Below are 26,392 nucleotides of genomic sequence, written 5' to 3' on the forward strand. Positions count from 1 at the left end.
GGTAGCCAACACAAAAATAAATACACCATCCCCGCGTGCGGAGGTGAGGAGAGTAATCATGACAAAAACACTACCTACTTCGGCACAGGTTGTCATTGTTGGCGGCGGCGTCATCGGCTGCAGTGTGGCCTACCACTTAACGAAACTAGGCTTTACCGATGTCGTTCTGCTGGAACGGCGGCAGTTGACCTGCGGTACGACTTGGCATGCGGCAGGGCTCGTGCCAACGCTGCGGGCAACCTACAACATGTCGATGCTGGCTAATTACAGTGCCACTTTATATGAACAGTTAGAAGCGGAAACGGGTCAGGCAACCGGTTTTGTGCGTAATGGCTCTTTGACCATTGCCACCAATCAAGAGCGGATGGCGGAACTAAAGCGTGGGGCTTCGATGGCAAAAGTCGCCGGCTTCCCCTGCGATGTGGTTGATCCCGATCAGGCGAAAGAGCTTTGGCCGCTGCTGAATATAGATGATATTTGTGGCGCGATTCATCTGCCGATGGATGGCATGGCCAGCCCGGTAGATGTAACCCAGGCGTTGGCTAAAGGGGCGCGGATGGGCGGCGCGCAGATTATCGAGGGCGTTAAAGTTCTGGATATGAAAGTGCGTGATGGCAAGGCCGCCGGTGTGATTACCGAGCAGGGCGATATCGATGCCGAGTACGTGGTTAACTGTGCCGGTATGTGGGCGCGGGAGTTTGGTAAAAAAGCCGGGGTTAATGTGCCGCTGCATGGCGCAGAGCACTTTTATGTGGTGACCGAAAATATGCCGGATCTGCAGCATGGCTTGCCCACGTTGCGAGATATGGATGGTTATTGCTACTACAAAGAAGATGCCGGTAAATTGTTGGTGGGCATGTTTGAGCCGCACGCGAAACCGTGGGGAATGGAGGGTATTCCAGAAGACTTTTTCTTCGACCAGTTACCGGATGATTTCGACCATTTAGAGCCTTACCTCGAATCCGCGATGCACCGCATTCCTAAACTAATGGAAACTGGCTTGCAGGTATTCTTCAATGGCCCGGAATCCTTTACCCCGGATGATCGTTATCACCTCGGTGAAGCGCCTGAGTTGCGTAACTATTTTGTCGCCGCAGGCTTTAACTCTGTAGGTATTCAATCGGCAGGTGGCGCAGGAAAGATGCTGGCTGAATGGATCAAAAAGGGGCATGCCCCTCAAGATCTATGGGATGTTGATATCCGTCGTAATATGCCGTTCCAAGGAACTCAACGTTACTTGCAAGAACGAACCACCGAGACACTGGGCCTGTTGTATGAAACGCATTTCCCGTTCAAACAGTTCAAAACTTCTCGAGGTGTGCGTCGCTCGGTATTGCATGAACAGTTGAAAGCACAGGGAGCGGTGTTTGGCAGTGAAAGCGGTTGGGAGCGGCCCAACTGGTTTGCCAAACCGGGCCAGACTGCTGAGTATGAGTATTCCTTCGGGAGACAAAACTGGTTTGAAAATAACCGGGAAGAACATGAAACGGTGCGTAATTCGGTGGGGGTTATCGATCAGAGTTCCTTCTCGAAATATCAGGTCGAGGGGCCGGATGCAGAACGCTATCTCAACCGTATCTGTTCAAACAATGTCTCTGTTCCGTTGGGCAAGATGGTCTATACCCAGTGGCTCAATGAGCGCGGGGGGATCGAAGCCGATGTTACCGTTACTCGCCTAGCGCAGGACCGCTATTTAGTGGTCTCCGGTGTTGCCTGCCAAAACCGAGATATGGATTGGCTGCGCCGCAATAAGCCCGAGGACGCGGTGGTGTTCTTCACCGATATGACTTCCGCCTATGCGGTGGTCACGGTCATGGGACCGCATTCACGTGCTACGTTGAGTAAGCTTACCCGGGATGATCTCAGCCATGAAGGGTTTCCTTTCGCCACTTCCCGCGAGATCGAGATGCACTATGCCATTGTTAGAGCTTCGCGTATTACCTATGTGGGTGAGCTAGGTTGGGAGCTCTATATCCCGACTGAATATGCGCCGAGTGTTTATGACGCCATTATGGAGGCCGGTGAAGAGTTTGGTATTCGGCCTTACGGTTATCACACCATGAACTCTCTGCGGATGGAAAAGTGTTACCGCCATTGGGGACATGATATTACCGATGAAGATACGGCGCTGGAGGCGGGCTTAAGCTTTGCGTCTGACTTTAATAAAGAGGGCGGCTTTATTGGTAAAGAAGCTTTGCTGGCGCAGAAAGCCGCAGGGCCACTGGCTAAACGTTTCGTTGCGTTTCTGTTCGAAGAATCAGAGCCGCTGTGTTATCACGAAGAGCCTATCTGGGCGAACGGTAAAATTGTCGGACGAACCACGGCGGGTATGTTTGCCCATACGATGGGCGCCACGATCGCCATGGGCTATGTGGAAAACGAGGCAGGGGTCACTAAAGAGTGGCTGGATAATACTGTATTCGAAATTGAGGTTGAGTGTGAACGCTACCGGGTTAAGCCTTCGTTACGTTCCATCTTCGATCCCGAAATGGCAAAAATTAAGTGCTAATAACACGGTAAAACGGAGTAATTAGCCACAGGTGGAGTGCCATGCAGCCCTATATTAAACACGGGTTGGTTGCCCAGGCTTCGGAATCGCTTCTGAGCCTAGGGCTGTATGGCGGCTTCATACGAATAACGACTGGTTTTAGGCACGCCTTTCACGCAGTGAAGCGGGCTGATGATTTAAAATAATGAGGTTCAATCGATGTCTGCATTGATTTTGGATGGTAAAGCGTTGGCGAAAAGCCGAGAGCAAAAATTGCATACGGCGGTCGAAATGTTAACGGCTAATGGCAGTCGAAAACCGGTTTTGGCAACAATTCTTGTTGGCAATGACCCCGCTTCAGCCACCTATGTACAGATGAAAGTAAACGCCTGTGGTCGTGTCGGCATTGGCTCGATGAGAGTTGATATGCCGCAGTCCACCACAACCGAAGGGCTGTTGGAGGTCATCGATCGTTTGAATAACGATGCAGATGTCTGCGGTATTTTATTACAGCATCCGGTGCCCGAGCAGATCGATGAGCGGGCGTGCTTTGATGCGATCGCCATTGAAAAAGATGTGGATGGTGTAACCACCCAAGGTTTCGGTTTGATGTCGATGGGAGAAGACGCATTTGGTTCGGCAACCCCAGCGGGCATCATGACGCTGCTAGAGCACTATGATATTGACCTATCGGGTAAACATGCGGTGGTGGTGGGACGCAGTCCCATATTGGGTAAACCGATGGCAGCGATGTTGTTGAATGCGAATGCGACCGTGACTATTTGTCACTCGCGGACAAAAGACCTGGCCACACTGATCTCACAGGCTGATATTGTTGTTGGTGCCGTCGGGCAGCCAGAGTTGATCAAAGCGGCTTGGATTAAAGATGGCGCAGTGGTGGTCGATGCCGGTTATCACCCCGGTGGTATTGGTGATATCGAAAAAATCGGTTTAGAGCAGCGCGTGGCTGCATTGACCCCTGTGCCCGGCGGCGTAGGCCCGATGACTATCAATGCCTTGATTAGCCAAACATTGGCGTCCGCGGAGCGAAGAGGTTAGAGCAACGCGTTAACGATCATTTTAGAAAAGGCCGATGCTCTTAATGTATCGGCCTTTTTTTGTGCATGTGTCGAGGGATATGTGCTCGATTTAAGCACTAATAACCAAGCTGATACCGATAATGATCAGTAGCCCGAACGCTAAACGGCGCATGGTGGTATCACTGAACGGTGGCGGATAATATTTCCCTATTAAGGTGAATGCTGCCACTACCGGGATGCAGATTAAGCCGTTCCAAAGCATATCGAGGCTGAGTTGGCCCTGCAGGCCTAAGACACATAAGCGAATCATATTCATCACCAGAAACATGGCTAGCAAACAGAGTCGAATGGTCTGTAAAGGTAAGGGTTGGCGGTAAAGTTGGTAGACCAAGGGGGGGCCGGCAATGCTGAACAGTCCACCAAAAATGCCGGCCGCTGCACCGGCGATCGAGAAGTTTAAATTTGAACTTGGGCTGGGTAAAGGATCAGGTTTGAGCATGATGAATAGCCCACCGAAGATGATGGTGATGCCTAACAACCCTTGCAGCACCTGGGTAAAGTCACTGCTGAGATAGTTTAATAGAAATACACCAAGCAGCAGTGCCGGGAATAATCCGGCGAGGGACCATAGCATTATCTTGAGATCGAGGTGGCGTAGGTTTCCTCGTAATGCGATCGGCCCATTTGCCAGCATCAATAAGCTGATAATGACCGAGGTAAAGGTCACCGACGCCAATTCAAACTGCGCTACACAGCCGAGTATGATCATACCCATCGCAAAGCCGGTGACTGTTTGCACATAGGTGCCCAGGGCGACGAAAAGCATAAAAGCGGCGAGCTGATCTAATGGCATATTGGCCTCAGTAGCAGAGTTTCGGTTGGTCGCAGGGGCGCTGAATTGGATCGATCCCGGTTGCGTTTAGAGTATAAATAAACGGGGTTTTATCGGGATAGATCCAGTCGGCGGGTTTCTCTGGCGCCTAACTGACCCGTAACAGGGTTGGACGCAGTTGGGCCGATAGTTCAGCAATGATTTCGGCAAGCATAGCGATGCCCGGTTCAATGGCCTCCGGCGGAATGGCGGAAAAACCCAGTTTGATAAAGTTATCCGGCAGGTGTGAACCAAAGTGATAACTGTCACCGGCGATGATTAAGAGTCCACGGCGGGCTGCTGCCTGTTTGACGCTATTGCCGCTTACGCCTTTGGGGAGTTTGCACCAGAAGGATGAGCCGCCGCTCGGGCGGGTATAGCTGCCGGGTAGATGAACATCTAACGCACTGGCGAGCACATCACTACGTTTTTGAAAGTTGCGGGCCAGACGGCGTAATAGGGCGTCATGATAGCCTTGCGATAGAAATAGCGCCACAGCTCGTTGATTATTCAAAGGCGGATGACGAAGCATCAGTTGGCGCAGATTTCTGGCTTCCTGAATCAGTGCCTTAGGGCCGACCATAAAGCCCATGCGTAACCCTGGCGCTAGGGTTTTGGAGAGGCTGCCGATATAGAGTACTCGGTCATCATGATCGAGGCTTTTTAGTGCAGGCGTTGGTTTGCAATCAAAATTCATCTCCATCTCGTAGTCATCTTCAATGATAATGATATCTTGCTGATGGGCTTTTTCCAGCAGTTGTTGGCGGCGCGATAACGGCATGGTTACCGTGGTCGGGCATTGATAACTCGGCGTGGTATAGAGCGCATCGCACGCGTCTAAATGGTGATCGACCACCAAACCATCTTTATCGACCGCGAGGCTAACAACCTCGGCACCCTGTACCGAAGCGACATGGGCGGCACTGGTATAACCGGGGTCTTCAATGCCAAATTTTGAGGTTTCATTCACCAGCAGTTGGGTCAGCAGATAGATCGCCTGTTGCGAACCGATGGTGACCAATATTTCATCTTTTTCCGCATTAATGCCACGGCTTGGCAAGATCCGTTTCTGGATCTGCTCGATCAGTAGTGGGTCATCGCTGTCATAGCGGTCAGAGGTCCAATCCCTGATGGCCTGAACACTCACCGCATCACGCCAGCATTTACGCCAGTTGTCGATGGGAAATAGGTTGCTATCCAGTTGACCGTATACAAAGGGGTAGGGATAGGACTGCCAAGCATGTACCTCGGTTGGATTGGGAGGTGTCGCGGGTTTGATTTTAAGCCGGGTACCCCAGTCGACTTTATCGCTTTTATCTTCTGCAGCATCGCTGGTTTCGTTTTTGGCCATGTCCGGTAAAAAACGGGGGTCAATAAAGTAGCCGCTGCGTTCGCGGGTAATGAGATAGCCATCCGCGGCCAGTTCATCGTAAACCAAGACGATGGTGTTGCGCGCAACATTGAGGCTTTTGGCTAACCGTCGGCTAGAGGGAAGCGCTTCATCGAGGGGGAGAAACCCACCCAGAATGGCGGTGACGAGCTGTTCACGAATCTGTTTTTGCAGTGTTGCTGCATTATTGTCGCGGTCGAGATGAAACAGTGCTGACATGATCCTTTCCACCTTTTTATATTTTTAGTTCGGCCTGTCGGGATGCGTATTTGGTTAATCACTGAGACCTGCTCTAGGAAACAGTATGGGTCAATGATAGTCATAAAAATAACAATTACAATAATAAATGAGACAAAATATTTCAAAAATACAAAAAAGTGTTGATTTAATGTTTTGTGGAAACGATACTGCGAGTATCAAATCTCAACAATATTGTTGTTTTTTTGACGGTGCGACCGCTATTTAACTGGTTTCAATGGCCCGTTTTTTGGGCTGTTAAGCGCTGGTGGAGCGGGTCTGGTGAATAAAAATAAAATGAGATGGTACTTGTGATGTCTTTAGAAAAGGCCTACGACTATATCGTGATAGGTGCGGGTTCTTCCGGCTGTGTAATGGCGAACCGCTTATCCGAAGATTCTGATAAAACGGTGTTGTTATTAGAGGCGGGCGGTAAGGATACAAATCCTTGGATTCATGTTCCGATCGGTTATTTCAAAACAATGCACAATCCGAAAACGGATTGGTGCTATATGACCGAACCAGACCCGGGTATCAATAACCGTCAATTACAGTGGCCTCGGGGTAAAGTATTAGGGGGCTCTAGTTCACTCAATGGTTTGCTCTATGTACGTGGTCAGCGAGAAGACTACGATAACTGGGCCGCGTTGGGCAATCAGGGCTGGTCTTATGATGAGGTATTGCCGTACTTCAAAAAGTCGGAAAATCAGGAACGTGGTGCTAATCAGTATCATGGTGTTGATGGCCCGTTAGCCGTATCGAATATTCGTATTAAGCGTGAAATCTGCGATAAATTTATTGCTGCCGCAGAGCAAGTTGGTATTCCACGCAACGAAGACAGCAACGGCGAGACTCAGGAAGGTGTCGGCTATTTCCAACTGACTATCAATCGTAATGGAACCCGTTGTAGCACGGCGGTTGGCTTTCTGCGGCCAGCATTAAAACGGACTAATCTGACCGCTAAAACCAAAGCGCAGGTTGATCGGATCGAATTTGAAGGCAACCGAGCCGTTGGCGTAACCTTTACCATTAAGGGTATCCAGCATACGGTGCGCTGTAATCAGGAGGTCATACTCTCTGCTGGAGCGATCAACTCGCCGCAGGTGTTAATGCTCTCGGGTATTGGCGCGAAAGAAGAGTTGGATAAGCATAATATTCCGCTGGTGAAAGCGTTGCCGGGTGTTGGCAAGAACCTTCAGGATCATTTGCAAATCAGAACCATCTATAAGGTGAATAAGCCGATTACCCTGAACGATGAGGTCAATAATCCTCTGCGTAAGGTGATGATGGGGCTAGAGTATGCCATGTTCAGAACCGGGCCGTTAACCATGGCGGCCAGTCAGGTATGTATCTTCACTAAGACTGACAAAACGATGGTGCGGCCGGATATTCAGTATCACCTGCAGCCGTTGAGCGCGGATAAGCCTGCTGACGGTACCCATCGGTTTTCAGCCTTTACCGCTTCCGTATGTCAGTTACGGCCGACGAGTACTGGACGGATTGAGCTGAAAAGTGCAAACCCAACCGATTATCCGGCGATCCATCCGAACTATCTGGCGACTGAAGAAGACCAAAAAACTGCGATCGAATCGATCAAGGTAACACGTAATATTATCAATGCTCCGGCGCTGGCACCGTTGATTAAAGAGGAGCATGAACCGGGTGTGCAGCACCAGACGGATGCCGAACTGCTGGAATACGCCCGCAACCGAGCGACCACCATCTATCATCCGACGGGCACCTGTAAAATGGGCCAGGATGAGATGTCGGTAGTTGATGAGCGCTTACGGGTACATGGTATTGACGGCTTGCGAGTGGTCGATTGTTCCATTATGCCGGTTATCGTGTCGGGTAATACCAATGCGCCAGCCATTATGATCGCTGAAAAGGCTGCTGATATGATCAAGCAAGATCGTCGTGCTTAGTCCGCTATGACTTAGCCGCTACCCTGACTATTTGTGGATTTTCCGCCCTGTTGTGACAGGGCGGCTTTTTATCCGCGGCTTATCGCTCGTCGGTGTCGTCATCGTCACCATTATCGCCATCGTTATCATTCATTAGTGACGCCAGTTCTGCGGCGGATGCGCGCATATGTGGGATATTCTTCAATGCGTCTTCGAGTGAGAATCGAGCGGTCGGTGCATGCATCGCAAGGGCGGCATACATTCTGCCTTGATTGTCTCTGATCGGTACGGCTACGGCCACCATTCCCAGCAGAAACTCTTCGTTATCTACGCCGACTTCCTCTTTGCGGATTTTTCGCAGGGCAGGTTTTAGCTGTTCAACACTGGTGAGAGTATTCGGTGTATGGGCGTCGAGTGATAACTTCTCTAGCAATCTAGAGCGCTTAATACTGCTTAACTCACTGAGAAACAGCTTTCCACTGGCGGTGCAATGCAGCGGCACTCGGTCATTTATCTGTAACTGCACACGCAGTGGCCAGTGGGTTTCGACCCGATCGAAGTAGATCATCTCACCACCGTCTGGAATAGAAATGTTGCAGGTCTCGCCAAGTTTTTCCGACAGTCGCTGCAGGATTCGATGTCGCTCCGTGCGCAGGAAGTCGTTATTGCTTAAGACGCCTTGCGCCACTTTGTTGAGGGCTGGGCCGGGTAACAGTCCTCGGCCATCCATACGGGCCTGCAGGAAGCCTTCTTCTTCGAGCTGACTACAGAGACGATGAATGGTGGGTTTTGGCAGCTTTAGGGTCTGGTTGATCTCGGTCGGTGTGATCGGGCGGGTGGCGTTGGCAACAACTTGTAGAATTTGTAGAACTCTGAGGATGGACGAGCTTTTTTCTTTGCCGGCGGAACTGGCCATGAACGATATATCCTTCTGTTTACAATAAGTGCCATATTATGCTGCTTAATCATAAGCGAGTCTCATTATAACAGTATTGTGCATATTTTTATCTGCGATATTGATCGCTTTATTGGATTCCTAGCGTATTTGCTTTCCACTCGGTTTATTACGTTTTTAATGAAAAACGAGACTTTAGTCTTAATTAATACAGGCTAAGGGGGTTTTTTTTAGCAGATAAGTGAATTTATTTTTCACCACCTATTAGCCTGTCGCTCCTCAAATGCTTGCCGGTAGCCCCCGAATTCTCAAGGCTGCAGGGTTGTAATACTTAAGAGTGAGCAAATTTAAGCCAAATAATATTACATAATTTATATTTAATGAGACTTTTGTTATCAATAAATGTTTGAAATAACATTAATGATGTGTTTTATTAAATGGGCAGCCAGCGCCGTTGACGAGTTGTCTGGTTGAGTTATCCCTAAATCGCATAAAAATAAATAAGGGTGTTTACAATGGAGAAGCAAAGAAACTCCTCTGCTCAGAAACAGAACACTGTTTCCCGCCGTGATTTTTTCCGTATTGCCTCTGCCTATGGCATGAGTTCGACTATGCTGGCTGCAACTGCTTTGGGGAGTTTCTCTCTACCGCAGCTTGCTCAAGCCGCTGATGCAAATTCAAAACGACGCTTTAAAAAACCAGCGAAACATACGTTGACGTTTGGTGCCTCGGGCTTTAACGAACGAAACCTTCTTATCGAGCGTGCTGGTTGTCTGGATTTCTTGAAAGACATAGAAGACCGTACTGATGGTGAAATTCGCGTTGAGTTTGTGGGTGACAATCAGATCTGTGGACAGTTGAACTGTGTCAAGAAAACCCAGCAGGGTATTGTTGATATGTTCACCGCCTCAACCCAGAACTCGGCGGGTGGTGCGCCTTACCTAAACGTGTTGGACTATGCTTACATGTTCCCAACCCGGGCGTCCCAATATCACTTCCTCTATCACAAAGACAGCCAAAAACTACTGCGTGACCCATTACGGACGAAACACGGCCTACAATTCCTCTTCTCTCATTGTGAGCTGCGCGGTTTGCAGATGGGTCTTGGTTGGGCGGATAAGCCGTTGATTACCAGCATTGAGCAGTTACGTGGCACTAAGAACCGGGTAACCGGTACGCAGCTCGGTCGCATTGCTATGCAGCTGTTGGAACTCAACCCGGTTCCTATCGCTTGGTCTGAAACCCTTGATGGTTTGAAGCAGGGTTTGATCGACGGGGCTGAAACCTGGGCCGGTGCGGTGGCGTATGCCAATATGTCGCCAGTGATCTCTCAGTCGGTTGATCTGCGGTTCTTCTGCGGCACCGAAGCGACCATGATGAGTGCCAGCATGTTCGATAGTTTCAGTGGCGAGTTACAGGATGCGGTAATGGAATCCTCTTACCTAACACAGGTTAAGATTCAAGCCGCTCAGGAAGCCGCGCTGGTTAACACCGTGGGGGCGACCACGCCATCACTGCCGGGTACGCTATTCGATAAGCACAATATTCGTATGGCGGCGCTGTCGGATGCCGAACGTGCTAAAGCTGAACGCATCTGTGCCCCTGAGTTCAATCCTGAGCCTTGGGCTAAATGGCGTGACCGTCTTGATAAGTGGTCAGGTGGCCAGGATACCTATGGTTCTATTCATCGCATCGCCCGTGAGCTACCTCGCGATATGCTGGCGGAGAATGTTGAGCCTCAGCGTTGGTGGAAAAGCTAACCCTAGCGCTTATAAGCACCGGCTGGCGTTGCCCGGTTGGTGTTACCTTCCCATCATCAGATCAATTTTTCTGGCTGTCATCACTGTTGGTAGTCCTGATTTGTATGTGGGGAAGCATCTTCGTACTAGATCAATAATAAATGGAGAGTCACCGTGATTTTGGGTGGAAATACTTCAACTAAAAAAGGTCGGACTATGCTGGCCAATTCGTCCGGAGGGCTAACAACATGACATTTGGGTCTATGTTTAGCGCGTTTGAACGCAACATCGAGAAAAGCGTGATTCTCGCGTCTTATGCTTCGATGGCAGGTATTATTTTTGTCGAGGTTCTCCGTCGGTTCTTCTTCAATGAACAGGCACCTTGGAGCACCACAATCCCGATTTATATGTTCCTCTGGCTGGCCTGGATGGGCGCTTCTTATAACACGATGCGTCGTTCGCATCTGCGCTTCACCGAAGTACGTGAGCGACTTCCTTACAAGGGGCAGTTTATCTGCTTACTGATTGATGCGCTGTGCTGGTTCATCATGGGTGCGGTGGTCATTTTCTTTTCCGTTGAACAGGTCTATATCGCCTACGATAACTTTGCCATCGTACAAGGCACCGATGATGTGATGCAGTGGTGGTTTTACACCGCAACACCGTTAGCCTGGAGTCTATTGCTGGTACGGGTGATTCAGAATCTGCGCCAGGATATTCGTACTTACAAAGCTGGGCGTCCGTTAACCGCTCAGACTGCAATGTTTGACTAAGGAGAACTGAGATGGATGGATTACTAATAACCCTGATCAGCCTTGGTGTCACCGGTCTGTTTATTCTGGGTATCCCTATTTTTTTGGTCATTTCACTGTGGGTGGTGGGTGTCAGCTTAGTGATTGATTTTACCTTGGCGAACGTCGGCGTGACCCTCTATGAAGGGCTTAATTTCTACGGCTTATTGGCCTTACCACTGTTTATTCTCACCGGCGACTTGATTAATGCCGCCGGTATCGCAAAACGCTTATCTGACTTTGCCTATGCTTGTTTGGGCTGGTTACGGGGCGGTTTGGGGATGGCTTCGTTGGGCGCCTGCGGTATGTTTGCCGCGATATCCGGGTCGAACTCGGCTACTACGGCGACGATCGGGGGCATTATGCACCCCGAAATGACCAAAGGTAAGTACGACTCCACGTTTGCCGCAGCGACTGTCGCGGCCGGCGGCACCGTTGGTATCATTATTCCACCGAGTATTATTTTTATCGTGTATGGCTTCATGATGAACCTGCCGATCGGTGATCTGTTTATGGCCGGTCTTATCCCCGGTATCCTGATGGTTATCGCGATGCAGCTGGTCTGCTGGTATATGGCCAAGAAACACGGCTGGGGTGTACTGACACCTTTCCGTATGAAGACTGCCCTCAAGACGGGTCTGCGCGCCTGGTTAGGTTTTCTGGCGATTGGTATTGTCCTTTGGGGGATCTATTCCGGTGCCTTTTCACCGACAGAAGCGGCGGGTATGACCACCGGATTCTGCTTACTGGCTGGGGTGCTGGTGACCCGCGAACTTAAATTGTCGCAGTTACCAACCATCATGATGCGTTCCGGTCAGATCACCGGTATGTTAGCGCCGTTAATCGCGGTTTCGGTGGTGATGCAACAGGTGTTGTCACTGCTGGGCGCAAAAGCATTTTTGACCGATGTGATTGGTATGCTGGGCGGTTACTACCCGATTCTGTTTGCTTGCCTGTTTATGGTGCTGCTTGCCGGTACGGTGCTGGAGAGCTTGCCGAATACGATTATCTTGGCGCCTATTCTGGCACCTATTGCGATGAACATCGGGGTTGATCCGATTCACTTCGCGGTACTGTTCTTGATCGGTGATGCCATCGGCTTTATTACACCGCCATACGGCTTGAACCTGTATGTTGCCAGTAGTATGACCGGCATACCCTATCTACAGATTGTCAGGTCGGTGTTGCCATACCTGTACGCACTGTCGGTCACCTGGGTGATTGTTGCGTTGTTTCCACAAATCAGTCTATGGATGCTGTCTTTCTAACGTACTTACAGGGGGGGAATGCGGGTGTTGGCCTAGGTCGACACCCGCCATTTACCGCCGCGCTGTATGGGTATGGAAAAGGTCATTTATCGACCGCTTACGATGATTAATCCGCTGCGTTAATGGGCGCCGGATTATCTTTCAGCATCTGCTGAACACAAAACAAGGTGAGATTATGTTGCCAAAAACGAAACATATTTTATACGCATCCGATATGGGCAAAGCGTCCCGTCCGGCCTTTTTTAGAGCGGTTAGCGAAGCCATAAAGCATGATGCCAAGATCACATATCTTCATGTTATGGAACCGATGAACCGTTCCACTGAGACGATGATCGAAAGCTACTTATCGGAAGACGTTTTGGAAGCGTTGCGAGATAAGGGGGCACAATCCCTAAAGCATAAAATGACTGAACGGGTGAATGCCGCCATTCAGGAGGAGCTTAAATCAGCGGAGATTCCTGCCGGCCTGATTGAGCATCATCTTGAAGCCGGTAAACCCTCAGACGTTATTATTAAAGTGGCGGAGCAATTGAATGCGGATATGATTGTGATGGGAACCCGCACACACTCGTCGATCGGCAAGTTACTGATGGGTTCTACTGCGCAGAAGGTATTACAGGCAGCTACAGTGCCCGTGTTGGTTGTGCCGCTTTAATGATTGAGTGGTGTTAGTACTAAAAAACCAGCCTGTTAGGTGTGCACTTAACAGGCTGAATTATCAATCAAGCGCTTTGATTTGGCGACGAATCTCATCGATTTTCGAGGTCATCACCTTTTCAAGGTGGTCGAGGTCCGTTAAGAATTTATCTTTTGGATCTTTTGGTGGTTCTTCTTTACGGGTTGCCGCTAAGCTCTTCAGCTCTTCCAACGCCAGTAGCAGTTGTGGGCTGATGCGTTCCACCGTATCGAAGGCTTTCGAGTTGCGGGCTTCAAGAGGGATCGCGTTACGTCCACGTACAAAAGAGAACTTTTTACTGCGAGACAGTAGTGAGCCTTTGTTACGCTTATAGTAAATTTTTAACACATCAGTATCGCCCTGATGACGTAAAGTGTACTTGTCGACACTCTCTACCGATGTGATACCCATTTTGTTTAGGGTTGGATAATCAGACATTCTCAGTATTCTCAATTAGTGGGCTGCTATCTCAGGCAGACCAGACTCAAACAGTAGTGACGGCACTTGTTAATGACAAATGCTTGGTTCGTCTTTTCAGGACGTTCTCTTATCCAAGAGTGAGCCGCAGACGCCTGCACCGGGCCTCTTGGGGCGGTGCTGAATAGATGGAAACAGTCGTTGCGGTTATCGGGCTGGCTCTGGCCTAGGTGCGGAGCATTTAGCACTTGCTGCCGTGTGGATACTAACGCTATACCTTGGCTCCCAATAGAGCCAAAGGTTCAAACAGGCTGGGGCCAGTACAGCAATGCTTGTTTGCTGCTAGGGTAAAGAGGTGCCTTGAGGTAGCTCGGGTCGGTGTTTCGCCAACATAATAACAAGACTAGGGTATTGGCCAGGATAATAACATGATGACAACCATCTCTGCGCAAGCGTTACTGGGTCTTTATGATAAAGACTATTTGAAAAATGTCTCTACATTAGGGGCATTGTCCGATGATGCGTTAATGTTTTTACTCGAACAAGGGGATATTCTACAGCCCGCCGCAGGTGAGCGGCTGTTTAGTTATGAAGACCCTGTCGATTGTTTTTATGTGGTGTTAGATGGTCAGATCGATTTTTATAAACCCTGCCGCAACGGCCGGACCTTGATTCGCCAATATCACCGCGGCATGGAGATCGGCTTTGTTGCCATGATCGGCCTGCATGGTCGGGCAGGAGATGCGGATGCCGGGCCGCAGCCGACCTATCTATTACGGGTCAGCACCGGGTTGTTCAGCGATCTGCAGCAACAGATACCGAATGACTTCGGTATTCTGCTATTAAACTTAGCGCGAGAGATGTCACGGCGATTAAGGGAAGCAGATATTCGCTTGGCCGAGCTTGAGTAATGGGTTGAGGCTGCATGGCGTATTTGACGCTATTTTTTAGCTAAGATATTGTTTTAAATGATTTTGCATCTTAAATAACGTCTCGTTTAAAGCACTTCGGGTGTTAAAAAACGGCGGTAGCTGGTAGAGCGGTACTGACCTATCAAATAGCAGACTGCGATACGGATACGCCAATTATCTATTGGACTAAACGATATCGCCGTCGGTCTATTGATTGTCAGCATGGCGGTTGTAGCGGGAGAGCAAGACCGGTTAGCGCCTTTTTCTTAGCATCTGAATGATCTCTTTAAACACTCTATTTTCCAGCACTTCAGGCAGATCTAGCTCTAGACTGTTGCGATAGTAGGTCGACAGGTCTAGGCCAAAGCCCAGCGCATAGAGTTCGATATCACCCCGGGCTTCAATCATGCGGGCGACTTGTCGTAGATGGTTATCGAGAAAGTCATCATCATTGCTTTGTGCAGTGGCGGCTTCCATTGGACAGCCGTCCGAGAGCACGATCAGAATGCGTCGCTCTTCGGTACGGTTGTTCATCCGTTCCGTCGCCCAGAGCAGCGCTTCACCGTCGATACCTTCTTTAAAAATATCCTGTTTTAGCATCGCCGCAATATGGTTACGGGCGCGTTTCATCGGCGTGTCGGCATCTTTATAGATAATATGCTGAAGTTCGGCTAGACGGCCCGGCGCTTCATGACCGGCTCTGCCGCGCCACTGTTTGAACAGTTTGCCGCCTTGCCAGCTACGGGTGGTAAATCCGAGTATTTCGCTGCGGGCACCGGCTTGTTCTAACGCCCGAGTCATGATTTCGATCAGCGTGGCGATGGATGCTATATGCTCTTTCATTGAACCGGAGTTATCGACTAAGAAAGTAACCAAGCAGTGGCTACGGGGTTGATAGCGCTCTTGACGAAACAGCTGTCGGTAATCGGGAGAGGTTACCAAACGACTCAAACGACGTGCATCGATATAGCCTTCCTCTTCACCGAAGTTCCAGCCATCCCGTTCTGGGGCCGAGAGAATCTGTTGGAGTTCCCGCGCCAAGCGGTGCACATTAACCCCTTGACCTTTGATCCGCTGATCGAGCTTCAGGCGCAGTTTTTGACGTTGAAAGGAGGCAACTAATTTTTCCGCTGAGATCACCCGATCATTAGCCCGTGAGTAGACTTTGTAACCCGCTAATTGTGCCACGAGCTCACGGTATTCAATCCGATTGTTGCGTCGGCCGGGCAGTGCTGGGGTGTCGCCGTGACCCTCAAAATCCTCATCGAAGTAGAGGCCAAAGCTATTGATCGTTTTTTGATCCCGATCTTTGTTGTCATCCTCTGGCTTATCAAGTTTGGTGGCGATTTCATCGATCACCTGGACAATGCCCAGCGCATGTTCAGCATAGCTCGGCTGATGATGTACATTACGCTTAAGACCCACCAGAAAGGTGCCAATATGGGGGGCGAGCATCATTCTCTGTGGTTCGATCAGGCCTTCGGTGGCTTCGTTAACCGGTTGGCCGGATAAGCGTGACCAGGCTACCTGAGCGATGGTGTAAACCAATAGGCCCACATGGCTTTCAATCATATCCGAGGCGCAGAACTGGGCACACCACTGCTTATAGCGATGGTCTAGGTTTTTCGCCATACCGGGATAGCACTGCTCAACCAGCTTTTCGACCCGCAGCTGTTCCAGTAATTCAAAGATCATCTGACCGACGGGGGATTCCGGCATTAGGCGACGGTGCAAATGTACGTCACTGTGTTTCAGGCGCAGTGCGATACCATCGGCAGCTCCGCGACAGGAGGTGAAGTCATCTTCGTTAGGGTCGGTGCGCAGATGAGGCGCACGGATCCCGGCGGGCCGGCCATTGACCTCTGGTTGGCGGCCTCGGTATTCAAAGCCTTTTTCACCGGACCAGGCGCGTACGGTAGCGGCGCAAACCTCTTCGATCTTTTGTTGCAGTTTCTCTTTGCGGGGCGCAACAATGACCGGCTCGAAGCCGGTATTTCTGACCGGTTGGCTAGCCATGCTCAGTCCTTATTCATCACCTGAGCCGCGTGGTGGGCCCAGGATTCGTTCAGCTCTTGATCAAAGCAGCGTTGGAAAAATTCGGCAATCATGGGGCGTTCGGCTTCATCACACTTATTGAGGAAGGACAGTTTGAAGGCGATGCCGGGGTCGCGGAAGATTTCGATATTTTCTGCCCATGAGATAACTGTGCGTGGTGACATCAAGGTGGAAATATCCCCTGCGGCAAAACTGTTGCGGGTCATATCGGCCACGGCGATCATGGCACGAGCCAGTGTCGCCCCGGCTTCATTCGCCATGCTGCTGACCCGCGCCTGCACGATTTTGACCTCATCATCGGTAGGTAGATAGTTAAGTGTGGTGACGATATTCCAACGGTCCATCTGTGCCTGATTGATCATCTGCGTACCGTGATAGAGACCGGTGCTATTCCCCAAACCAATGGTATTTGAGGTGGCAAAGAGTCTAAACTGGCTGTGCGGGCGGATCACTTCGTTCTGATCCAGCAGGGTGAACTTGCCATCGCGTTCGAGAATCCGCTGAATAACAAACATCACATCGGGGCGGCCGGCATCGAACTCATCAAAAATCAACGCTGTAGGACGGCGCAGCGCCCAAGGTACGATACCTTCTTGAAACTCGGTAACTTGCTTGCCGTCTTTCAGAATGATGGTGTCTTTACCGACAAGATCTAAACGGCTGATATGGCCATCGAGGTTGATACGGACACAAGGCCAGTTCAGGTGTGCGGCTACCTGTTCGATATGAGTCGATTTACCGGTGCCGTGCAGTCCTTGCACCATCACGCGCCGATCACGACTGAAACCGGCCAATATCGCCAGCGTCACTTCAGTATTGAACTGGTAAGCGGGATCGATCTCTGGCACATGATCATCTCGATGACTGAATGCCGGTACTTTAAGGTCAGTATCGATACCAAACACATCTCGTACAGAGATCATAATATCGGGTTGATCAACTTTTATATCGGACATTCGAACGGCACCTTAAGCAATAGAGAATAACAACCAGTTTAGGGAATCGCTCAGCGATGGGCGTGGGCCAGTTGTTGTTTTTGTATGCTGCCAGAGGCGCCGTTTAGCGCGACTGCTTCAGTGTTAAATATTCTTCACCACTAGACTCATACCGATAATAATCAAGAGGAAAAAAGCCATCCGCCGCAATGTGGTTGGGCTAACCTTTGGCGGATACTTTTTGCCGCACAGAGTAAACAGACTAACAATCGGCAGGCAGATCAGTGAGAAGATACCCATTTCTAGCGTTAACCCGCCCTGTGCGCCGACCAGCGTTGTCCGGCCTACGGCGCTGAGTAAGAAGATACTGATCAGGCACAGACGGATTGTTTTGAGCTCAAACGGTTGGCGATAAAACAGATAGACCAAGGGCGGGCCGGCCATGCTGAATAGTCCGGCCATAAAGCCCGCAATGATACCTGAACCCGCAAAGATCAATGTGTTTGATACTTTGGGGAGCGGTGCGGGTTTCAGCATAATCATTAATCCGGCGGCGATGATCGTCGCCCCCAAACAGATTTGCAGCAGGTTATTGAGGTCGCTACTCATATAATCGAGCAGAATCAGCCCACCCAGGATCGCTGGCAACATCGCACTAGAAGTAATGATGACCCGCTTCAGGTCGACGGATTTGAAGTTGCCTTTCAAGGCGACGGCACCATTGATAAGACTCACCACACTGATCACCACCGAGGTGAAGGCGACGGGAACGAGATCAAAGGTGGTTACCGCGCCCATCACGATCATGCCTAGCGCGAAGCCGGTGACGGTTTGCACATAGGTGGCGAAGGCAATGATAACGAGGAACGAGATAAGGGTGGTTAGGTCCATTAAACGGGAGTCTCAGTCAGGTTAAGTAGTGCAACACGTCGCACCAAGATACTGAGGGTTATTATAAGTGAGCCAGTCACTTTGTTGGTTGGCCAGATTAGACCTTTGAGTGAGTCCAGTTGCAAGGTCTCCGATTGAGTTGGAGATCTTTTGGGTGGTTGCCAACCCTTGGATGAATATTGCCTGCTCAGGGCTACGGCTGGCTCCATTGGCGATGCGTGTTTGGTCGTTGTCTTCATCCTGTTCTGTTCATAGCATGAATGTCAGAAGTGCATCTCTGTCGCTAGACCAGCAGGGATCGATTTTAGGTGTAGTGACGGTATTTAAACGGATGGTTGCACAACCTGCGATGTCGTGACGATGGCATAAACAATAGGCCCCGTGACGCTTAAACTACAGGTATCGGCAGTATTCGTTATCGGCAGCGAGCTTGATCCACACCTGAGTATCAATAGTTAAACCCGATTGTTTAATGGAGAGTTAGAGTATGAAATTTGAAACACGCAACCCTGCAACGGGTGAGCTGCTTGAGCAATTCGATTGCCTGACCGATGAGCAGTTGGAACAGAAGCTTACGCTGGCTGAAACAACCACTCAGAATTGGGCGGCTAGCAGCTTCGCCGAGCGGACAACGTTAATGAATGCGGTTGCCGATGCATTGCAGCAACAGCGAGAAGCGTTGGCACATGTTGTCTCGGTGGAGATGGGTAAACGGTTAGTCGAAGCGTTGGGTGAAGTGGATAAATGTGTTTCAGCTTGTCGTTACTATGCAGAAAATGCGGCGGGAATGCTGCAGGATCAACTGGTCGAAACACCCGCTCGTAAAAGTCTTATTACCTATGAGCCATTGGGTATTGTGCTGGCTATTATGCCGTGGAATTTCCCTTTGTGGCAGGTGTTTCGTTGCTTGATTCCAGCTTTAATGGCCGGTAATGGTTTGTTGCTCAAGCATGCACCGAATGTGCCTCGTTGCGCCAAAGCGATTGAGCAGGTTCTACGCGATGCTGGTGCGCCGGAAGGTTTGGTAACGGACCTAACGATTTCGGTGGAACAGAGTGCCAAGGTGATTGCCGATCATCGTGTGCAAGGTGTCTCATTTACCGGCAGTGAAACCGCCGGGCGTAAGATCGCTGCGTTGGCCGGTCAGCATCTGAAAAAAGTGGTGTTGGAGCTGGGGGGATCGGACCCTTTCATTATCTTGGATGATGCCGATATCGATGCTGCCGTTGAAGTCGCGATGCGGGCGCGTTTTGGTAATGCGGGACAGATCTGTATTGCGGCGAAACGTTTTCTGGTGGTGCCTTCACGAATTAAAGAGTTCACTGAAAAAATGGTGGCTCAGGCGAAAGCGCTGCAGCCTGGTGATCCACTTTCGCCAGAGACGACCATTGCGCCGATGGCCCGAGCCGATCTGCGCGAGCAGGTTCAGCGCCAGGTTCAAGCTTCCATCGAGGAGGGGGTTGAAGTTTTGACCGGCGGTGAGGCGTTACCCGGCGATGGTTTCTTCTTTGCTCCGACCGTATTGGGTAACGTTAAGCTTGGTATGACCGCGTATAACGAAGAGATCTTTGGCCCGGTGGCCGCGATTGTGGCGGTGCGTGATCAAGCGGATGCCGTGGCTCAGGCCAATGCAACTCGTTTCGGTTTAGGTGCGAGCGTCTGGACTGCGGATCTTGAAAAGGGTGAGGCGATATTGCGCCAGTTGGATGTGGGCAACGCTTTCCTTAATGCGCAGGTCGCCAGTGATATTCGTCTGCCGTTCGGAGGGGTTAAAGCATCAGGGTTGGGCCGCGAACTGGGAGAAGCCGGTATTCGCGAATTCTGTAATACGAAATCCATCTGGATTAACTAAGGAGCCTGACTAAGGCTTGTTCTGAATGGGTGTCTCTTGAACCAGTCGCACCCAGAGGAGTAAGCCACTCAGTCCTCTGTTTACATTTATCGAGATGGAGGGCTGTGTTTTCCGGTGCGCAGCATGAAGCAAGGAGGTTAATGCCTCCTTGCTTTTAAGTGGAATTGTTTTGGAGCGGTTATAGGCTGTTTTTAAAGGCGGGCTAGGTCGTCTCGTAGCTCTTGGATTTTTGCACTCATCACCTGTTCCATTCGATCAATCTCTTGTTCTAGGATACTGCGACGGTCAGATTTTTGCTGCTGTTTGGATAGCTGATTAAGCTCGGCAATGGCAGCAAGCAACATCGGGTCACTTCCTTTTGCGTTGTGCGTTAACGCTTGGTTATCGGCGGCAATCGCATTATTGATAGCAAAGTCGAAGCTGCTACTGCCTGGTAGGGTAGAGCCTTGCGCTCGTTCAAAATAGATCTTAAGTTCTTCGACGTTATCTTTCTGGCTCAGTTTATAGTGGCTGATGCTGTTTATATCGATAAGCCCCATCGCCTGCAAAGTTGTATAGTCTGCCATTACGCTGCCTATTTCTTGGAGTTATTTATAGTTGTATCCCAGCGTTATTTTTATGTTTTATATTGGCAATAACTAGGCCCAGTTGTGCATCGCTAATATGTCCAGTTGGACCGACTGGCCCCAAAAACTGTTATTTTCTGGTCCTAATGCCGACTCCGGCTACCTCTTATATTGAAACCATCGCGGATAGCCGGTTTTGCATCGGTGCTAATAGCCCACGCCAGCAGTGCTCGGCTATCGGTAAAGCACAATAATAAGATTAGGAGATAATGATGGCGACTAAGTCCTTTGTGAATGTTGAGTTGCAACCGGAAGCGGTTGAGCTGTTTGATCGATACCATAAATATACGGGTACATCCCCAGAGGCGTATATTCAGCAGTTGGTTGAAAAGACGTTGCCGACGGTCGAGGCGATGGTCGCGGCAATGGATGAAGCCAGTGAAAAGCCGGATGACAATATTGATGTGATGGCGTTATTTGGGAAGAAAATGGCTGAAGCGGCCTTGGCGCAAAAAGAGGCGGCGAAGGCGAATCCTCTGATCGTTAACTAGGATTCGGGAAGTACGTTGGTATTGCAACTTGGTCTAGCGGCTATTTGGTTAATGTCTAGAGCGCTTACTGAGAGCCCTTAATTAAGGTTCTCAATCAACACCCAGGTTAGACAAACTTTACCAGTTCCGATTTGCGGTTGATTTTGAGTTTGTCGAAGGCGCGTTTTTTATAGGTGATCACGGTGGATTCTGATAACGCCAGATCGTTACCGATCGATTTGGCGGTATGACCTTTAAGGATCATATTACAGATCTGGGCTTCCCGTTCCGATAGACCCGAGGCGAGCAGTGATTTAACAACCCCTCTGCGTTTGCGCTCATCCCTAAAGTGCTTTAACAATAATGATCCCATCAGGGATGAACTCTGTTTCAGCGCATTGAGTTGAGTATCGGCAAAGGCGGCCTCTTTTTTACTGTAGAAGTTGATATAAAAAAGATGCTGGCTTTGTGGGTCTAATACCACAAATGAGAACTTGGTATCGAAATTAGGCACATTGAAAAACCGTCGCCGGTAGATCGGCGGAAGATGCCTTTTTTCTAATAGCTGGCAGGGGGCATCATCCGGTGAATTGAGTACCGAGGCTTTAAGTTCTTCTAACATTGGATCATCTAAATAGGCCCCATCGAGATAGAGTGATGCCAGTTCTAGCCCTAGGTCCGGCCGTTCAATATTGTGGGCTAAACGGCAGGTGGCGTAATCGCCGTTGGGTGAAAATTCAAACACCATATATTGATCAATGGGGGCGAGCAGACGCATCATTTGAAAGAAACGTGGATAAAAGATACCACTGCCGAGGCTATCAATACAGCCGGCAAGTTGATCTGATACCGCTTGGTTGAGTACTCGACTGTACATGGTTGTGCCAACGATATTAATGAGGGTTAAGTATACCGCTTGTGTCGATGGATTTTGTCCCCATTTAAACAACTTAAAAATAGCTTAATGCTTTTGCTGTTAGGAAAGGGATGTTTGTGTGCCAAAGAGGTAGATCAGGGGCCTTTAGTTATGTTGGGTAACCGTCGTATCCTCTGTAAATGGTATTGTGCGGCGCCCAATCAAAAAGCCCGCTCAAAACCGCAAGTTGCTGATTTTCTCACTACCTAGGGAGTGGCCCGCAGTACAGGAGGCCACTTTTCAGTGGTGGCTAATATGATTCATACGGGGTGCTTGGTTGCCCCTTTCCCGCAAAGTATTCCGACCTCTGAAGCATTTTATCTCGCCAGCCCTGTGCATCAGTATGAGCACCCCCATGCTGAGACCTTTCGAGCTTGGCTACTAGAAGAGGCTGAGTTGGCCAGAGTCAGTGCTGCAATGATGACAGGCTAACCTTGGGGCACATAGGCTGGTGCTGATTATGATGTAACTTATCGGGTGAGGTGCTGTAGGCTTTTTTGCGCTGCCTGATAACCTAATTCGATCATCTGTGTCGCGCGGTCAAACTCCAACATTCGGCAGGCGTTGCGGGGGATCTCGACAAATTGGTCCGGTGGGTAGGCCGCCAGTTTCTGCCGTGCAATGGTGCTCTGCATGGCATCGAATGCTTGATGGGCAATATCGTAGACGCCGTTGTCTGGCGTTTCTAGGGCGCTATCGGAGTCTTTAAAACTGTCGAGAAAGGCGGTGATCTTCGCCGAGAATAGATCTTTTTTGGCACCATTAGCGGCGTTGTTTAAGGGAGTTTTACTTTTGCCCTTACCATTGGCTTTGCCGCTGAGGTTAACGGCGATGGTGAGATCGGTCTTGTCATTAAAGGTCGGCGCAATCGGCACCGGATTTAAAACCCCTCCATCGATTAGGTCTATGCCTTTGTAGCGGAACGGCGTTAATAATAGTGGCAATGAAATGGAGGCGCGAATGCCGTCAAACAGCTTACCAGAATTGATCCATACCTCTTTCTCATTGAGGATATCGGTGGCCACTGCGGTGTAGCGGATAGGCAGATCCTCAATCATCACATCACCGACGAGTTCGGTGAGTATGCTGATGACTTTGTCGCCTTTAACCAAGCCACTTCTTTTCCATGAGATATCCATAAAGGTGACAATATCCACTTTGCGTATTGCCTGCACCCAAGCAGAGAAGTCTTCTAGTTTGCCTGCCGCATAAACGCCACCGATAAGCGCCCCCATGGAGCTGCCGGAAATGGATTCGATTTTAAAGCCATTCTCTTCCAACCAATGAATCACGCCGATATGGGCAAAACCACGGGCACCGCCACTACCTAATACCAGTGATACGGTTGTCTGTTGTGTGCTCATAGGCTGGTTGGACTCCTTGCAGTGGCGGTGTTAATCCTTCAATGCGACTAGCGCAACGCCGATGCTGTGCTGTTTAGGTATGATTCGAGTGGTTTAATTTTACGGACAGATGGCTCAGGGGGGAATACTTATCGACTTATAAGATATCTAGCGCCGCATTAAGTGAGTCATTCATCGTTTGTGGCACGTTAATTTAAAGTTTAGCCACGGAGCAAGCGAATTGTGTCTATACTGAAGACTCTATGAAAAGCGCAAATAATAATAAAATGATAGAGGAACACAAAATATGTCAACAAAATTGATTGTTGGTTTAGATGGGAGTGAGCCAGGGGAACGTGCACTCACGTACGCCAAGCATCTGTCAAAGTTGATAGGCGACTGTGTGATTGAGTTGGTTTACGTCATCGAATGGTCACCTTATAGTTTTCAAACCGCCGAAGAAAACGCCATGCGACATAAGCGTCGCGAGCAAGAGATAAAGCTTGCTTCAGAACGGGTTATCACACCTGCATTAGAAACCATGAAAACCGAAGGTTTTAGCGCCGGGGGACGGGTATTACACGGTGATGCTGCCGAGTTATTGAACTCAGTGGCAGTCAAAGAGAAGGCGCAACAGATTATTGTGGCACGCTCGACCGAGAGCGGATTAGCGGCAAAACTGTTTGGTAGTGTCACCGCTAAGTTGGTGATGAGCGCTAACGTTCCTGTCACTGTCGTTAACTGAGGTTGTCTTATGCATATTAAAAAAATAATAAGCAGCGCATTTGTCTCTCTATTTCTATGCTTTGCTAGCGCTTCGGCTATGGCCGAAGAGGGGAGTATTGATCAGACAGTTAATGAAGTTTTTGCTTCGGCGACCGGCTGGTTTGTTAATCTAATTTTTGCGCCTTTACCGGGCACGACGTTCCCATGGATCGTTCTGTGGTTGGTCACTGGGGCAACGGTGTTCACCGTCTACTTTGGTTTTATCCAATTTAAAGCGATACGTCATTCTATTTCGTTGGTTAAAGGGGATTACTCTGATCCTGATGATGCGGGTGAGGTGTCTCACTTTCAAGCATTAGCTACGGCGCTTTCCGGTACGGTTGGTTTAGGTAATATCGCGGGTGTTGCTGTGGCCGTGAGTATTGGGGGGCCCGGTGCAACCTTCTGGATGATATTAGCGGGTTTGATGGGGATGGCCTCCAAGTTCACCGAGTGTACCTTGGGTGTAAAATATCGAAATGAATATGCTGATGGTACCGTCTCGGGTGGTCCCATGTATTACATCTCGAAAGGCTTTAAAGAGAAGGGACTTCCGGGCGGTGGCATACTGGCGGTGTTGTTCTCGATCTTTTGTATTCTGGGCGCCCTTGGCGGCGGCAACATGTTTCAGGCCAATCAGGCGCATGCGCAGATTAGTAGTATTGTCGGTGACTATCCCGGTTGGATTACTGGTGTGATTTTTGCGTTGATTGTGTTCGCTGTGATTGTCGGAGGTATTAAGTCGATCGCCAATGTGACTGAAAAAGTGGTGCCATTCATGGGCATTCTTTATGTGTTGGCTTCTCTGGTTATTATCCTAATGAATCTCGATAAAGTCGGTTGGGCCTTTGGTCAGATTTTTGAAGGTGCTTTTACTGGGCTCGGGATTGCGGGTGGTTTTGTCGGAGCGTTGATTCAAGGTTTCAAACGAGCGGCGTTCTCAAACGAGGCTGGTGTTGGTTCGGCGGCAATTGCTCACTCGGCGGTGCGGACGAAAGAGCCGATTACGGAAGGGTTCGTCTCGCTGCTTGAGCCATTTATCGATACGGTGGTGATCTGTACGATGACGGCGTTGGTGATCATTATTACGGGTCAGTTGACCACGGATCCAACCACAGGGCTTTATTTGGTGGGTGAAAGCGGCCGCATTATTACTGCCGATGGCTCTTCGGGTGTCGCCTTGACGTCAGCTGCTTTTGGCTCGGCTTTCAGTTGGTTCCCTTATGTGCTGGCGGTTGCGGTGGTATTGTTCGCATTCTCAACCATGATTAGCTGGTCTTACTATGGCCTGAAGGCTTGGACCTATCTCTTTGGTGAAGGAAAAACGACCGAGTTAGTCTTTAAAGTCATCTTCTGTTTGTTCGTCATTATTGGTGCAGCAGCCAATCTTGGTCCGGTTATCGATTTCTCCGATGCCTCCATCTTTGCTATGGCGGTGGTCAATATCATCGGCCTGTACTTCTTGATGAGCTTGGTTAAAGTTGATCTTAAATCATATATGGCACGTTTGAAGTCGGGTGAAATTAAGAAATTCAAAAACTGATTATTAACGCAGTCTCACTGCTTTAACATCAACGGGGTAAAAGAGGTTCTTCTTTTACCCCGTTTTTTATGGGCCAATGTCAACGTTACGCATGAGGCTTTAAAAAATAATCGCGGAGGGTTAGAGTTACACCGTAATTTTACATAAATCGAACTTCGGGGCGGGGCGAAATTCCCCACCGGCGGTGATTTTGATGGGCTATCCCGTCAAACAGCCCGCGAGCGCTTAATGCGATTGACTCAACCACATTAAGGTCAGCAGATCTGGTGAGATACCAGAGCCGACGGTCATAGTCCGGATGATAGAAGATCGACCAGTCAGCAGCTGTCTCTGAAATATTCAGAGATGGCTTTGTTGTGTTTGGCTGCG

24 protein-coding genes and 1 riboswitch are annotated in these 26,392 nt (G+C 49.6%); of the genes, 14 read left to right on the forward strand and 10 right to left on the reverse strand.

Annotated features, from left to right (window positions below; all coding sequences use genetic code 11):
• Nucleotides 1-58: 58 nt before the first annotated feature.
• Both ACN0T0_RS14215 and ACN0T0_RS14220 read left to right on the forward strand, forming a co-directional pair.
• A complete protein-coding gene (locus ACN0T0_RS14215; protein WP_417227180.1) occupies nucleotides 59-2,509 on the forward strand; it encodes a GcvT family protein in 2,451 nt (816 codons plus the stop codon).
• 198 nt (nucleotides 2,510-2,707) lie between these two features.
• The gene (locus tag ACN0T0_RS14220; protein ID WP_417227182.1) at nucleotides 2,708-3,547 is read left to right on the forward strand and encodes a tetrahydrofolate dehydrogenase/cyclohydrolase catalytic domain-containing protein; all 840 of its coding nucleotides are present in this window, start codon (nucleotides 2,708-2,710) and stop codon (nucleotides 3,545-3,547) included.
• 90 nt (nucleotides 3,548-3,637) lie between these two features.
• Here ACN0T0_RS14220 and ACN0T0_RS14225 read toward each other — a convergent pair whose 3' ends face one another.
• Both ACN0T0_RS14225 and ACN0T0_RS14230 read right to left on the reverse strand, forming a co-directional pair.
• Nucleotides 3,638-4,381 carry a TSUP family transporter gene (locus tag ACN0T0_RS14225; protein WP_417227184.1) on the reverse strand — a complete coding sequence of 248 codons (744 nt, stop codon included), beginning with the start codon at nucleotides 4,379-4,381 and terminating at the stop codon, nucleotides 3,638-3,640.
• Nucleotides 4,382-4,508: 127 nt separating this feature from the next.
• Complete coding sequence (locus ACN0T0_RS14230; protein ID WP_417227186.1) at nucleotides 4,509-6,008, reverse strand: PLP-dependent aminotransferase family protein; 1,500 nt, start codon at nucleotides 6,006-6,008, stop codon at nucleotides 4,509-4,511.
• Between the two features lie 332 nt (nucleotides 6,009-6,340).
• Here ACN0T0_RS14230 and ACN0T0_RS14235 point away from each other — a divergent pair, with 332 nt between their 5' ends.
• Nucleotides 6,341-7,951 carry a GMC family oxidoreductase gene (locus tag ACN0T0_RS14235; RefSeq protein WP_417227188.1) on the forward strand — a complete coding sequence of 537 codons (1,611 nt, stop codon included), beginning with the start codon at nucleotides 6,341-6,343 and terminating at the stop codon, nucleotides 7,949-7,951.
• 79 nt (nucleotides 7,952-8,030) lie between these two features.
• On the opposite strand, the gene ACN0T0_RS14240 is transcribed toward ACN0T0_RS14235, so the two are convergent.
• Entirely contained in the window at nucleotides 8,031-8,846 is an 816-nt protein-coding gene (locus ACN0T0_RS14240; protein WP_417227190.1) for an IclR family transcriptional regulator, read from the reverse strand.
• Between the two features lie 494 nt (nucleotides 8,847-9,340).
• On the opposite strand from ACN0T0_RS14240, the gene ACN0T0_RS14245 reads away from it, so the two are divergent.
• The 4 genes from ACN0T0_RS14245 (at nucleotide 9,341) to ACN0T0_RS14260 (ending at nucleotide 13,278) form a co-directional block, all read left to right on the forward strand.
• Nucleotides 9,341-10,585, forward strand: coding sequence for a TRAP transporter substrate-binding protein (locus ACN0T0_RS14245; RefSeq protein ID WP_417227192.1), 1,245 nt, complete (start codon nucleotides 9,341-9,343; stop codon nucleotides 10,583-10,585).
• A gap of 227 nt (nucleotides 10,586-10,812) precedes the next feature.
• Nucleotides 10,813-11,337, forward strand: a complete 525-nt coding sequence (locus tag ACN0T0_RS14250; protein WP_417227194.1) for a TRAP transporter small permease — start codon at nucleotides 10,813-10,815, stop codon at nucleotides 11,335-11,337.
• Nucleotides 11,338-11,348: 11 nt separating this feature from the next.
• The gene (locus tag ACN0T0_RS14255; RefSeq protein WP_417227196.1) at nucleotides 11,349-12,623 is read left to right on the forward strand and encodes a TRAP transporter large permease; all 1,275 of its coding nucleotides are present in this window, start codon (nucleotides 11,349-11,351) and stop codon (nucleotides 12,621-12,623) included.
• 175 nt (nucleotides 12,624-12,798) lie between these two features.
• Nucleotides 12,799-13,278, forward strand: coding sequence for a universal stress protein (locus ACN0T0_RS14260; protein WP_417227198.1), 480 nt, complete (start codon nucleotides 12,799-12,801; stop codon nucleotides 13,276-13,278).
• Nucleotides 13,279-13,341: 63 nt separating this feature from the next.
• On the opposite strand, the gene ACN0T0_RS14265 is transcribed toward ACN0T0_RS14260, so the two are convergent.
• Complete coding sequence (locus ACN0T0_RS14265; RefSeq protein ID WP_417227200.1) at nucleotides 13,342-13,737, reverse strand: DUF3461 family protein; 396 nt, start codon at nucleotides 13,735-13,737, stop codon at nucleotides 13,342-13,344.
• A 407-nt stretch (nucleotides 13,738-14,144) separates the two neighbouring features.
• Here ACN0T0_RS14265 and ACN0T0_RS14270 point away from each other — a divergent pair, with 407 nt between their 5' ends.
• Nucleotides 14,145-14,627 (forward strand): Crp/Fnr family transcriptional regulator, encoded by a 483-nt coding sequence (locus tag ACN0T0_RS14270; RefSeq protein ID WP_417227201.1) that lies wholly within the window; start codon nucleotides 14,145-14,147, stop codon nucleotides 14,625-14,627.
• A gap of 252 nt (nucleotides 14,628-14,879) precedes the next feature.
• Here ACN0T0_RS14270 and ACN0T0_RS14275 read toward each other — a convergent pair whose 3' ends face one another.
• The 3 genes from ACN0T0_RS14275 to ACN0T0_RS14285 form a co-directional block, all read right to left on the reverse strand.
• On the reverse strand, nucleotides 14,880-16,643 hold the full coding sequence (locus tag ACN0T0_RS14275; RefSeq protein WP_417227203.1) for a cobaltochelatase CobT-related protein: 1,764 nt from the start codon (nucleotides 16,641-16,643) through the stop codon (nucleotides 14,880-14,882).
• 2 nt (nucleotides 16,644-16,645) lie between these two features.
• A complete protein-coding gene (locus ACN0T0_RS14280; RefSeq protein WP_417227205.1) occupies nucleotides 16,646-17,638 on the reverse strand; it encodes an AAA family ATPase in 993 nt (330 codons plus the stop codon).
• A gap of 123 nt (nucleotides 17,639-17,761) precedes the next feature.
• Nucleotides 17,762-18,508, reverse strand: a complete 747-nt coding sequence (locus tag ACN0T0_RS14285; protein ID WP_417227207.1) for a TSUP family transporter — start codon at nucleotides 18,506-18,508, stop codon at nucleotides 17,762-17,764.
• Nucleotides 18,509-18,617: 109 nt separating this feature from the next.
• Between ACN0T0_RS14285 and ACN0T0_RS14290 the strand changes: the two genes are divergently transcribed.
• Nucleotides 18,618-18,866 (forward strand): hypothetical protein, encoded by a 249-nt coding sequence (locus ACN0T0_RS14290; protein ID WP_417227209.1) that lies wholly within the window; start codon nucleotides 18,618-18,620, stop codon nucleotides 18,864-18,866.
• 129 nt (nucleotides 18,867-18,995) lie between these two features.
• Entirely contained in the window at nucleotides 18,996-20,360 is a 1,365-nt protein-coding gene (locus tag ACN0T0_RS14295) for an NAD-dependent succinate-semialdehyde dehydrogenase (RefSeq protein ID WP_417227210.1), read from the forward strand.
• 191 nt (nucleotides 20,361-20,551) lie between these two features.
• Here the strand turns inward: ACN0T0_RS14295 and ACN0T0_RS14300 are convergent, their stop codons facing one another.
• The gene (locus ACN0T0_RS14300) at nucleotides 20,552-20,926 is read right to left on the reverse strand and encodes a DUF3461 family protein (protein ID WP_417227211.1); all 375 of its coding nucleotides are present in this window, start codon (nucleotides 20,924-20,926) and stop codon (nucleotides 20,552-20,554) included.
• 272 nt (nucleotides 20,927-21,198) lie between these two features.
• Here ACN0T0_RS14300 and ACN0T0_RS14305 point away from each other — a divergent pair, with 272 nt between their 5' ends.
• Nucleotides 21,199-21,477, forward strand: coding sequence for a hypothetical protein (locus tag ACN0T0_RS14305; protein WP_417227213.1), 279 nt, complete (start codon nucleotides 21,199-21,201; stop codon nucleotides 21,475-21,477).
• A 106-nt stretch (nucleotides 21,478-21,583) separates the two neighbouring features.
• Here the strand turns inward: ACN0T0_RS14305 and ACN0T0_RS14310 are convergent, their stop codons facing one another.
• Nucleotides 21,584-22,333: a helix-turn-helix transcriptional regulator gene (locus ACN0T0_RS14310; protein ID WP_417227214.1), complete on the reverse strand. Its 750-nt coding sequence runs from the start codon at nucleotides 22,331-22,333 to the stop codon at nucleotides 21,584-21,586.
• Between the two features lie 294 nt (nucleotides 22,334-22,627).
• Between ACN0T0_RS14310 and ACN0T0_RS14315 the strand changes: the two genes are divergently transcribed.
• On the forward strand, nucleotides 22,628-22,804 hold the full coding sequence (locus tag ACN0T0_RS14315) for a hypothetical protein (RefSeq protein WP_417227216.1): 177 nt from the start codon (nucleotides 22,628-22,630) through the stop codon (nucleotides 22,802-22,804).
• 38 nt (nucleotides 22,805-22,842) lie between these two features.
• On the opposite strand, the gene ACN0T0_RS14320 is transcribed toward ACN0T0_RS14315, so the two are convergent.
• Complete coding sequence (locus ACN0T0_RS14320; protein ID WP_417227218.1) at nucleotides 22,843-23,736, reverse strand: patatin-like phospholipase family protein; 894 nt, start codon at nucleotides 23,734-23,736, stop codon at nucleotides 22,843-22,845.
• A gap of 286 nt (nucleotides 23,737-24,022) precedes the next feature.
• On the opposite strand from ACN0T0_RS14320, the gene ACN0T0_RS14325 reads away from it, so the two are divergent.
• Together ACN0T0_RS14325 and ACN0T0_RS14330 are read left to right on the forward strand one after the other, a co-directional pair.
• Complete coding sequence (locus ACN0T0_RS14325; protein ID WP_417227220.1) at nucleotides 24,023-24,460, forward strand: universal stress protein; 438 nt, start codon at nucleotides 24,023-24,025, stop codon at nucleotides 24,458-24,460.
• 9 nt (nucleotides 24,461-24,469) lie between these two features.
• The gene (locus tag ACN0T0_RS14330; protein WP_417227222.1) at nucleotides 24,470-26,023 is read left to right on the forward strand and encodes an alanine/glycine:cation symporter family protein; all 1,554 of its coding nucleotides are present in this window, start codon (nucleotides 24,470-24,472) and stop codon (nucleotides 26,021-26,023) included.
• Nucleotides 26,024-26,170: 147 nt separating this feature from the next.
• A riboswitch (FMN riboswitch) is annotated at nucleotides 26,171-26,337 on the forward strand.
• The last annotated feature ends 55 nt before the right edge of the window (nucleotides 26,338-26,392 follow it).

The organism is Amphritea sp. (genome assembly GCF_048266285.1).
Classification (GTDB): Bacteria; Pseudomonadota; Gammaproteobacteria; order Pseudomonadales; family Balneatricaceae; genus Amphritea.

What these genes read in the sequence shown, in the direction of transcription:
- ACN0T0_RS14215 (WP_417227180.1), top strand. Translation starts at nt 59, where the DNA reads ATGACAAAAACACTACCTACTTCGGCACAGGTTGTCATTGTTGGCGGC.
- ACN0T0_RS14240 (WP_417227190.1), bottom strand. Translation starts at nt 8,846, where the DNA reads ATGGCCAGTTCCGCCGGCAAAGAAAAAAGCTCGTCCATCCTCAGAGTT.
- ACN0T0_RS14275 (WP_417227203.1), bottom strand. Translation starts at nt 16,643, where the DNA reads ATGGCTAGCCAACCGGTCAGAAATACCGGCTTCGAGCCGGTCATTGTT.
- ACN0T0_RS14325 (WP_417227220.1), top strand. Translation starts at nt 24,023, where the DNA reads ATGTCAACAAAATTGATTGTTGGTTTAGATGGGAGTGAGCCAGGGGAA.
- ACN0T0_RS14270 (WP_417227201.1), top strand. Translation starts at nt 14,145, where the DNA reads ATGATGACAACCATCTCTGCGCAAGCGTTACTGGGTCTTTATGATAAA.
- ACN0T0_RS14245 (WP_417227192.1), top strand. Translation starts at nt 9,341, where the DNA reads ATGGAGAAGCAAAGAAACTCCTCTGCTCAGAAACAGAACACTGTTTCC.
- ACN0T0_RS14235 (WP_417227188.1), top strand. Translation starts at nt 6,341, where the DNA reads ATGTCTTTAGAAAAGGCCTACGACTATATCGTGATAGGTGCGGGTTCT.
- ACN0T0_RS14285 (WP_417227207.1), bottom strand. Translation starts at nt 18,508, where the DNA reads ATGGACCTAACCACCCTTATCTCGTTCCTCGTTATCATTGCCTTCGCC.
- ACN0T0_RS14305 (WP_417227213.1), top strand. Translation starts at nt 21,199, where the DNA reads ATGGCGACTAAGTCCTTTGTGAATGTTGAGTTGCAACCGGAAGCGGTT.
- ACN0T0_RS14320 (WP_417227218.1), bottom strand. Translation starts at nt 23,736, where the DNA reads ATGAGCACACAACAGACAACCGTATCACTGGTATTAGGTAGTGGCGGT.
- ACN0T0_RS14265 (WP_417227200.1), bottom strand. Translation starts at nt 13,737, where the DNA reads ATGTCTGATTATCCAACCCTAAACAAAATGGGTATCACATCGGTAGAG.
- ACN0T0_RS14295 (WP_417227210.1), top strand. Translation starts at nt 18,996, where the DNA reads ATGAAATTTGAAACACGCAACCCTGCAACGGGTGAGCTGCTTGAGCAA.
- ACN0T0_RS14280 (WP_417227205.1), bottom strand. Translation starts at nt 17,638, where the DNA reads ATGTCCGATATAAAAGTTGATCAACCCGATATTATGATCTCTGTACGA.
- ACN0T0_RS14250 (WP_417227194.1), top strand. Translation starts at nt 10,813, where the DNA reads ATGACATTTGGGTCTATGTTTAGCGCGTTTGAACGCAACATCGAGAAA.
- ACN0T0_RS14225 (WP_417227184.1), bottom strand. Translation starts at nt 4,381, where the DNA reads ATGCCATTAGATCAGCTCGCCGCTTTTATGCTTTTCGTCGCCCTGGGC.
- ACN0T0_RS14220 (WP_417227182.1), top strand. Translation starts at nt 2,708, where the DNA reads ATGTCTGCATTGATTTTGGATGGTAAAGCGTTGGCGAAAAGCCGAGAG.
- ACN0T0_RS14315 (WP_417227216.1), top strand. Translation starts at nt 22,628, where the DNA reads ATGATTCATACGGGGTGCTTGGTTGCCCCTTTCCCGCAAAGTATTCCG.
- ACN0T0_RS14230 (WP_417227186.1), bottom strand. Translation starts at nt 6,008, where the DNA reads ATGTCAGCACTGTTTCATCTCGACCGCGACAATAATGCAGCAACACTG.
- ACN0T0_RS14300 (WP_417227211.1), bottom strand. Translation starts at nt 20,926, where the DNA reads ATGGCAGACTATACAACTTTGCAGGCGATGGGGCTTATCGATATAAAC.
- ACN0T0_RS14255 (WP_417227196.1), top strand. Translation starts at nt 11,349, where the DNA reads ATGGATGGATTACTAATAACCCTGATCAGCCTTGGTGTCACCGGTCTG.
- ACN0T0_RS14310 (WP_417227214.1), bottom strand. Translation starts at nt 22,333, where the DNA reads ATGTACAGTCGAGTACTCAACCAAGCGGTATCAGATCAACTTGCCGGC.
- ACN0T0_RS14260 (WP_417227198.1), top strand. Translation starts at nt 12,799, where the DNA reads ATGTTGCCAAAAACGAAACATATTTTATACGCATCCGATATGGGCAAA.
- ACN0T0_RS14330 (WP_417227222.1), top strand. Translation starts at nt 24,470, where the DNA reads ATGCATATTAAAAAAATAATAAGCAGCGCATTTGTCTCTCTATTTCTA.